At 62.8% G+C, this 8,376-nt stretch carries 8 protein-coding genes and 1 pseudogene; 4 read left to right on the top strand and 5 right to left on the bottom strand.

Annotated elements, in window-relative coordinates; all coding sequences use genetic code 11:
- A pseudogene (locus tag EOA33_RS39725) lies at positions 1 to 248 on the top strand (hypothetical protein); the annotation flags it as partial.
- Here the strand turns inward: EOA33_RS39725 and EOA33_RS15730 are convergent.
- The 4 genes from EOA33_RS15730 to EOA33_RS15715 all read right to left on the bottom strand — a co-directional run bounded on the left by EOA33_RS15730 (position 235) and on the right by EOA33_RS15715 (position 5,326).
- Positions 235 to 1,332, bottom strand: coding sequence for a polyamine ABC transporter substrate-binding protein (locus EOA33_RS15730; RefSeq protein ID WP_126056453.1), 1,098 nt, complete (start codon positions 1,330 to 1,332; stop codon positions 235 to 237). The pseudogene EOA33_RS39725 and the gene EOA33_RS15730 sit on opposite strands and share 14 nt — an antisense overlap.
- A gap of 360 nt (positions 1,333 to 1,692) precedes the next feature.
- Positions 1,693 to 2,655, bottom strand: a complete 963-nt coding sequence (locus EOA33_RS15725) for a DMT family transporter (RefSeq protein ID WP_126056454.1) — start codon at positions 2,653 to 2,655, stop codon at positions 1,693 to 1,695.
- A 171-nt stretch (positions 2,656 to 2,826) separates the two neighbouring features.
- On the bottom strand, positions 2,827 to 3,729 hold the full coding sequence (locus tag EOA33_RS15720; RefSeq protein WP_126056455.1) for a DUF2167 domain-containing protein: 903 nt from the start codon (positions 3,727 to 3,729) through the stop codon (positions 2,827 to 2,829).
- Positions 3,730 to 3,880: 151 nt separating this feature from the next.
- On the bottom strand, positions 3,881 to 5,326 hold the full coding sequence (locus tag EOA33_RS15715) for a helix-turn-helix domain-containing protein (RefSeq protein ID WP_126056456.1): 1,446 nt from the start codon (positions 5,324 to 5,326) through the stop codon (positions 3,881 to 3,883).
- 249 nt (positions 5,327 to 5,575) lie between these two features.
- Here EOA33_RS15715 and aceA point away from each other — a divergent pair, with 249 nt between their 5' ends.
- The 3 genes from aceA to EOA33_RS15700 all read left to right on the top strand — a co-directional run bounded on the left by aceA (position 5,576) and on the right by EOA33_RS15700 (position 7,874).
- Positions 5,576 to 6,865: an isocitrate lyase gene (gene aceA, locus EOA33_RS15710; RefSeq protein WP_126056457.1), complete on the top strand. Its 1,290-nt coding sequence runs from the start codon at positions 5,576 to 5,578 to the stop codon at positions 6,863 to 6,865.
- Between the two features lie 65 nt (positions 6,866 to 6,930).
- A complete protein-coding gene (locus tag EOA33_RS15705) occupies positions 6,931 to 7,173 on the top strand; it encodes a hypothetical protein (protein WP_126056458.1) in 243 nt (80 codons plus the stop codon).
- A gap of 239 nt (positions 7,174 to 7,412) precedes the next feature.
- Positions 7,413 to 7,874 carry a response regulator gene (locus EOA33_RS15700; RefSeq protein ID WP_126059238.1) on the top strand — a complete coding sequence of 154 codons (462 nt, stop codon included), beginning with the start codon at positions 7,413 to 7,415 and terminating at the stop codon, positions 7,872 to 7,874.
- Positions 7,875 to 7,912: 38 nt separating this feature from the next.
- Here EOA33_RS15700 and EOA33_RS15695 read toward each other — a convergent pair.
- A partial coding sequence (locus tag EOA33_RS15695) for an HAD family hydrolase (RefSeq protein ID WP_145989160.1) occupies positions 7,913 to 8,376 on the bottom strand: 464 nt, incomplete at its 5' end.

Raw genomic sequence — 8,376 nt, 5'->3', positions numbered from 1 at the left:
CTGGAATTGCTCTTCTGTTCCTGCGCAATTCCGGACGGAAAACCGCTTCGCACTTTTCCTGGAATTGCTCTTCTGTTCCTACGCAATTCCGGACGGAAAACCGCTTCGCACTTTTCCTGGAATTGCTCTTCTGTTCCTACGCAATTCCGGACGGAAAACCGCTTCGCACTTTTCCTGGAATTGCTTTTAAGCAAAGCGACCCCGGCAGCCAGGCGCCGGGGTCGTGCCGATCGCCTACTGGCCGGTGACGATCTTGGTCCAGGTCCGCGTGATGACGCGCTGGGTTTTGGGATCGTATGGCTGGACGGTGTACAGCTTCTGCAAGGTCGCGGCGTCCGGATAGATCGCCGGATCGTCGAGGATCGCCTTGTCGACGAATTGCTGCGAGGCTTTGTTGCCGTTGGCGTACAGCACATAGTTGGACGATTTGGCGATCACTTCCGGCTTCATCATGTAGTTGAGGAACTCATGCGCCTCGGCGACATGCGGCGCATCGGCCGGGATCGCCATCTGATCGAACCACATCTGGGCGCCTTCCTTCGGCACCGAATAGCCGATCTCGACGCCCTGCTTGGCCTCGACGGCGCGGTTGCGCGCCTGGAAGACGTCGCCCGACCAGCCGACAGCCAGGCAGATGTCGCCGTTGGCGAGCGCGTTGATGTATTCGGACGAGTGGAACTTGCGGATATAGGGCCGGACTTTCAGGAGTGTCTCCTCGGCCTTGGCGATGTCATCGGGCGAGGTGCTGTTCGGGTCGAGGCCGAGATATTTCAGCGCCGCCGGGATGATGTCGGCGGGCGAATCCAGCACATAGACGCCGCAATCCTTCAGCTTGGCCAGCGTATCCGGATTGAAGAACGTATCCCAGCTGTCGATCTTGTCGGTGCCAAGGGCCGCCTGCACCTTCTTGATGTTGTAGCCGATGCCGACGGTGCCCCACATGTAGTTGATCGAATACTCATTGCCGGGATCGTATTTGGCGGTGCGCTCCTGAACGGTGTCCCACATGTTCGACAGGTTCGGCAGCTTCGACCTGTCGAGCTTCTGGAAAACGCCGGCCTGGATCTGGCGGGCGAGGAAATTGCCGCTGGGTACGACGACGTCATAGCCGCTGCCGCCGGCCAAAAGCTTGGTTTCGAGGATCTCGTTGGAATCGAACGTGTCGTAGACGACCTTGATGCCGGTTTCCTTGGTGAAATCGTCGATGATCGAACTGTCGATGTAGTCGGACCAGTTGAAGACGTTGACGACGCGGTCCTCGGCGTGGCCGCCGATGGTGAAAAGCGTCAGGAATGCCGAGGTCGCCGAAAGCCAGAGCGCTTTGCGGGTCATGCTGTTCTCCTTTGGTGAGTGTTCCGTCGCCAATCCGTCGCGGCCTCCGCGCGGCTGGGCATTTGCTTCAGATTATTGAGCTTTCTGGAGAGCGACAAGCGCGAACGGCCGGCTGCGCGGCGGTCCGACATGAGGCCGATGAAAGCTTTGGGCCGTTGCCGTGGCCTGGGGGATGTGCCGACGTCGTCAGAGGCTTTCGCCATGGCGCGGGCAGGGATATGACGATGTGGTCCGGTTCCGATTGGACCGGCATTGAGACTTGGCAAGATACGCCTGTCTTGTTGTTGCCGTGCCCTTAGCCTGCCCGCCCGGCAACGACGTTGTCAATGGCCCATCTCGCGCTTTGGCGCATCCGCTGCGTTAATTGGGGGATGGCAGTCCGGTGACGCCAGGGCGCTGGGGGCGCGGCTGCCGCTTGAACTCGAGCCCGATATGGACGAGCAGCGCCGTGACGACGACCGCACCACCGACGATGGTGCGCACAGACGGCACTTCCGAATGCACGAGCCAGACCCAGATCGGGCCAAGGATCGGCTCGAACGTGCCGAGCAGCGCCGCTATCGCCGCCGGGACGAGGCGGGCGCCGGTAGCGAAGAAGGCGAGGCCGACGCCGAGGTTGAGGACGCCGAAGGCGAACAGGAAGCCCATGTCGCGGCCGGAAACGGCAAATTCCGAGGCCTGGGAGGCCGCGAACGCGCCGGCGAGCAGCGCGCCGAGGCAGTTGGCCGGCGTCATGCGCACATGGGCGAAGCGGCGGGTGATCACCGTGGCGACCGAAAACATGCAGGCGATCAGCAACGCCAGGCTGTCGCCGACGGGAGACACGGTGCCGTCGAGCGATTCAGAGACCATGATGGCGACGCCGGCGATGACGGCGGCGATCGCCACCCAGGTCGCCGCCGCCACCCGCTCGCGAAACAGCACCCAGGCAAGCAGCGCGGCAAGCAGCGGCACGCCGGCCTGCATCAAGAGGATGTTGGCGACGGTGGTGTAGGAAAGCGCAACGATGAACGAGGTCGACGCGGTGGCGAAACAGATCGCGACGGCAAGGCCGGGCAGGCCCATGCCACGAAACAGTTTCAGCGTGCCTCGCCAGCCGTCGCGCCAAGCCATGAAGCAGAGCAGGAAGGCCACCGCCCAGAGCGAGCGCCAGAATACAATCGTCCAGTTGTCGGTAATGTCGATGAAGCGGGCGATGGTGCCGCCAAAGCTCCACATCAGCGCCGACAGGAACACCAGCAGCATGCCAAGGCGCTCGTCGCCAGGCGAGATGGCCGGGCGCGGCGGGACGGCTGGCGAAGCGTGCGATACGGCGTCGGTCATGGTTGCGACTGTCGGCGATTTCAGGGCGGCACGATGCGCGATGGGCGACAGAACCGCGCTGCATTCGCCTAACGCATCGGCGGCTGCAAGGCGTGATCCAGCCGCGCGTTCCGTTTGGCGCACTGGCGCATTAGCTCGACCAACGCGTCCAGCCCCGGCCGATACCTCCGGTTAAGAGGAGGCGTCCCGGTTGCGCCGAATGAGCCGCCAGAGGCCGACCAGGGGGACCAGCAAAATCACACCGAATTTCTTCAGCGCAATCAGCGCCACCGCCAGCAGTCCGGCCTTGGCCGCCAGCTTGCCCGCGATAAGGCCACCGATGCCCACAGCGGCGACGGTGTCGAAGCCTGGCCTGAAATCGACATACTTCTTGCCCGGGCTGAAGGTTGCGAGGCCAAGGACCTCGTCCAGGCTCTGCCTGATCTCGGGCAGTTGCTCCACCGTGGCGATGTAGCTCATCACGAAGACCCCCTCCCGGCCGAGAAAGCGCACATCGTAGTTGAGCGTGTGGACGGCATCGGTTCCGAACTGCAGCTCCTTGGCCCAGTGCAGACGTTTGTTGACGGCATCGTAGACGGGCGGCGAGGCCCAGCCGATCAAGGTGACGGGCTGAAATCCGTCCTTCACCCTTTGATCGTTGCTGGACAGGGTGTCCTCCTGCATGCTGCGCAACAATTCAGCGTAGTCGATCGACGCGGCGTCGCTGTCATCGACATAGCCGATCTTTTCCCAGCGCAACTCAATGCCCCAATTGTTCTCGGCGATGGGATCATGGCTGGTCGGAAAAATCATACCGACGGAGTCGGCACCGGCATCTGGCGGATTGCCCCAAGCCTCGGTCAGGACGGAGGCGGCATCCTTCTTGTCCAGGAAGTAGAACTTACCCTTGAGATCGAGGTGCACGCCTTCGGCAAGATCTATCGCACCGGTCCTGGGCTCGATCTTGTCAAGGAATGCCTTGCCGGCATCATTGTACTCTTGGTACGATTTGAAGAATTCCGAGGATTTCTCCGCAAATGCGGATGAGGCTGAAAGGGCAAGCGTCAGCCCAAGCCAAAAAACTTTCCTGTTCATCGCCGACCCCCCAGTCTTGCGCAATTCGTTTTTGATATCGCGGCGCTAATGCTTAATCAATATTGCCGACGGAAAGATTGCGTGGAGAACCCTCAATGGCTTGCTGTTGCAAAGGAGGATGGGCCTCCCGGGCCGACCAGCACAATCGACGTCACTGGAAATCGAAGGCGCTCAAGCCGGTCACCATCTCGTCCAGGCCAAGCGGCCGCGTCACCGGCGGCTCGGCGCGCGCCAAGCAACCGATGCGTTCGCAGAGCCGGCAGGCGGGTCCCACCGGCGTGGCGACGGCGACGCCCTGCCCCGACTTGCCGCTCGCCGTTCCCGGAAGGGCGCCGCCATAGACGATCTCGTCACGAAAGCCGATATCGCAGCCGATGAGCAGCGCCGTGCGGCGCGGCCGCTCCGAGAACGCGCCCTGTGGCCCTTCCAGCGTGCGGGCAATGCAGAGGAATTCGGCGCCGTCAGGCATTTCCACCGCCTCCACCAGGATCTGGCCGGGCTGGGTGAAGGCGGCATGGACCGGCAGCTTCGGACAGCCGCCGCCGAAGCGGCTCTGCGGAAAGCCCTGGCTGCCCGCCTTGCGGAAGCGGTTGCCGGCATTGTCGACCTCAAGCATGAAGAACGGCACACCGGAGGCGCCGGGACGCTGCAGCATGGTCAGGCGGTTGGCCGCCTGCTCGAAGGACACGCCGAAGCGCGAACGCAGCACGTCGATATCGTAACGGGCACGCAGCGCGGCGGCATGGAAGGCCTGATAGGGCATCATCAGGGCATGCGCCGCGTAGCGGCCGAGCTCGAAGCGGGCGAGCCGGCGGGCCTCGTCCGTGGTCAGCTTCAGCGCCTGGATCTCTCCAGCTACCGCGACCGTCATGCGGATCAGCGAGGCTTCCATCGCCACTTCGCGCAATTGGTCGAAGGGCGACAGCCGCTCGGACAGGAACAGGCGTTGCGAGTGGCGATCGTAGCGGCGGCGCCAGTTCGGCATGGTGGCGACGGGCAGCACCTTGACGACGATGCCGTATTCGCGCCTAAGCCAGGCTTTCAGCGCGCCGAACAGGTCGTCGCCGGGGTCAAGCAGCGCGGTGAAGGCCTCGGCCTCCTCCTCCAGCGCGGCGAAATGGTTCGGCCGGCGCTCGAATATCTCATGCACCTCATCGACCGGCAGGCGGGCGCCGGACAGCGCGGTGGCGCGGCCCTCGCGCGCCAGGAGCTCGTTGAGATCGGAAAGCCGCTCGGCCTGCTCGCGATAGGCGCGGAACAGTTTCACCATCGCGGCGGATGCGTTGGGGGCCGCTTCGGCGAGCTCGATCAGCTCCTGGTCGCCCGGCAGTTCGGCCGCCAGCAGCGGGTCGCCGAACACTTCCTTGAGCGCCGAAATCGACCCCTTCGCCTCGCCCTGCAATTCATGCGGATCGACCTTGTAGACCGAGGCCAGCCTGAGGATCAGTTGCACCGTCAGCGGCCGCTGGTTGCGCTCGATCAGATTGAGATAGGACGGCGAGATGCCTAACCCTTCGGCCATCGCCGTCTGGGTCAGGCCCTTGGCATTGCGGATGCGGCGGATGCGCGGCCCGGCAAAAATCTTCTGGTCAGCCACTCAAATCCATCCTTGACAGGAATTTACACGATCTGGCCGCAGAGGCCTGCGCGCAACCTTTTACAATCGTGACAATTTACAGAGCTTACCAGTCAAGCGCAACACTAATTTTCCCTTATTTTTCGGCCAAAAGCTCGGTTTTACTCGCGTGTTTCGCAGGGCGATGTAAATGATGTCACACACCAACGGCGCACAACTCCCATGACGCGACGTTTCCAAGAACCGACCTCGAATGAACTGGAGTATCCAATGACCGATTTTTACAACCTCGTCCCATCCGCGCCCGAAGGTCGCTTCGATGGTATCGAGCGGCCCTATTCGCCCGAGGATGTGAAGCGGCTGCGCGGCTCGGTCCAGATTCGCCAGAGCCTTGCCGAAATGGGCGCCAACCGGCTGTGGAAACTCATCCACGAGGAGGACTTCGTCAACGCCCTCGGCGCCATGTCCGGCAACCAGGCCATGCAGCAGGTCAGAGCCGGGCTGAAGGCGATCTATCTGTCAGGCTGGCAGGTCGCGGCCGATGCCAACACCGCGTCCGCCATGTATCCCGACCAGTCGCTCTACCCCGCCAATGCGGCGCCGGAGCTGGTCAAGCGCATCAACCGCACCTTGCAGCGCGCCGACCAGATCGAGACATCCGAAGGCAAGGGGCTTTCGGTCGAGACCTGGTTCGCGCCAATCGTCGCCGACGCCGAGGCCGGCTTCGGCGGACCGCTCAACGCCTTCGAGATAATGAAGGCCTTCATCGAGGCGGGTGCGGCCGGCGTCCACTACGAGGACCAGCTGGCGTCGGAAAAGAAGTGCGGCCATCTCGGCGGCAAGGTCCTGATCCCGACGGCGGCGCATATCCGCAACCTCAATGCGGCCCGCCTCGCGGCCGACGTAATGGGCACGCCGACGCTGGTCGTGGCACGCACCGACGCGGAGGCGGCGAAGCTTTTGACGTCGGATATCGACGAGCGCGACCAGCCCTTCGTCGACTATGATGCCGGCCGCACGGTCGAGGGCTTTTACCAGGTCAGGAACGGCATCGAGCCCTGCATAGCGCGCGCCATTGCCTATGCGCCGCATGCGGACCTCATCTGGTGCGAGACCTCGAAGCCCGATCTGGCGCAGGCCAAGAAGTTCGCCGAGGGTGTGCGCAGGCATCATCCGGGCAAGCTGCTCGCCTACAACTGCTCGCCGTCGTTCAACTGGAAGAAGAACCTCGACGACGCGACGATCGCCAAGTTCCAGCGGGAACTCGGCGCCATGGGCTACAAGTTCCAGTTCATCACGCTGGCCGGCTTCCACCAGCTCAACTTCGGCATGTTCGAGCTGGCCCGTGGCTACAAGGCGAGGCAGATGGCGGCCTATTCGGAACTGCAGGAGGCTGAATTCGCGGCCGAGGTCCATGGCTACACCGCGACCAAGCACCAGCGCGAGGTCGGCACCGGCTATTTCGACGCGGTCTCGATGGCGATCACCGGCGGTCAGTCGTCGACCACCGCCATGCATGAATCGACCGAGCACGCCCAGTTCAAGCCGGCAGCCGAGTGAGCTGCCACAGAAGACGACCAACAGAGGAAACGCCCGAGAGGGCATAGGACACAAGGAGAAGACCAATGGCATCGATAAGCCGCGTCAAGGAAAGGGCGGAAGAGCAGTCCTCGGCCATGAGCGTCGACCAGCAGGCGACCATCCGCATGCTGGCCAATGACCTGCACAGGCTCAACCAGTCGGTGATGAAGGCGGTCGAGGCGGGCGTCTCGGTGGAGCTCGTGCGCTCGGCAAGGCATCATGGCGGCGACGGCAATTGGGGCGACCTCCTGATCCCGGTGATCGTCACCCAGCAAAACCACGGCTGACCACGTTCCACGGTGGCGCATTCGCCGAATTCTGTCTCGCCCGCGCGGTAACGCGCGGGCGACTTTCGTTTTGCAAAGCCCGGCTCCGACTGCCAGGAATAAACCTGGCACTAAATTTTAGCTTTTCTTGCGATATTCTGGAAATTAGCCATTTCAGCTTGACACCAGCGGCGATCTCACGCCAATTGTCCCTCAAGTTTCAACCCTGCATTGAAACAGAGATGAGTGCCCGCCCGCACATGAGCCCCAGCAATCGCGAGACCAGGACTGAAAGACATCTGAATCCGGAGGGCCGTGGCGGCGGCGCCGAGATGCTGACCGATTTCTCTCAGGTGCTCGTCATCGGAAAGTCGCCGATAAACAGGGTCGTGGTGTCGAAAATCGTCGAGAAATCAGGGCTGAAGCCGATTTCCGAATCGCCCGATACGGCGGCGAAAGCCTTGCGCTGCCTCATTCCCGGCGCGATCGTGCTCGACGGCGGCGCCGACAACAAGGACTGCGACGCGTTGATCTCCGGAATAGATGCGCTCAGGCGGATTTCGGGCAAGGCATTGCCCTCGGTGATCCTGCTTTCAACCAAGACTGGCACACCGGAGAGCCTGGGTCTCTCGAGTGTGATCGATGTCGTGATCGCCAAACCGATCACTCCCGAGAGGCTGCAACCGGTGATCGACCGCCTGATCGGGTCAGGGCGCGGCTAGCAGAAACCGGATCCGCCGTTCCAGCGCTGGGGCACAAGTCAGCCGCTAGAAACGATGCTTTCAATCAACCTTGGCAGTTCGCCAAGATCGGCGATCTGGCGAAAACGCGGCGCGGCCCTCGGCGGCTCGACATGTTCGAGCACCCAGGTCAACTCGTGCGGCACGTGCACGCCCCAGCCGCCGGCGTCGATGGCCGGAACGACATCGGATTTGAGCGAGTTGCCGACCATCATGCTTTTCTCGGGCCCGTCGCCATGGCGGCTGAAGATTCGGGCATAGGTGGTCGCGCTCTTGTCGCTGACGATCTCGACGGCGTCGAACAGATCGCCGAGGCCTGATTGCGCCAGCTTGCGTTCCTGGTCGAAAAGGTCACCCTTGGTGATCAGCACCAGGCGATAGGAACCGGCCAGCTTCTCCACCGTCTCGCGCGCATGGGCCAGCGGCTCGATCGGATGGCTGAGCATCTCGCGGCCGGCGGCAAGGATTTCGGCGACCACCGATC

The sequence above is a fragment of the Mesorhizobium sp. M4A.F.Ca.ET.050.02.1.1 genome (assembly GCF_003997725.1).
Lineage (GTDB): Bacteria > Pseudomonadota > Alphaproteobacteria > Rhizobiales > Rhizobiaceae > Mesorhizobium.
This window is presented reverse-complemented; position numbering and strand designations above follow the sequence as displayed.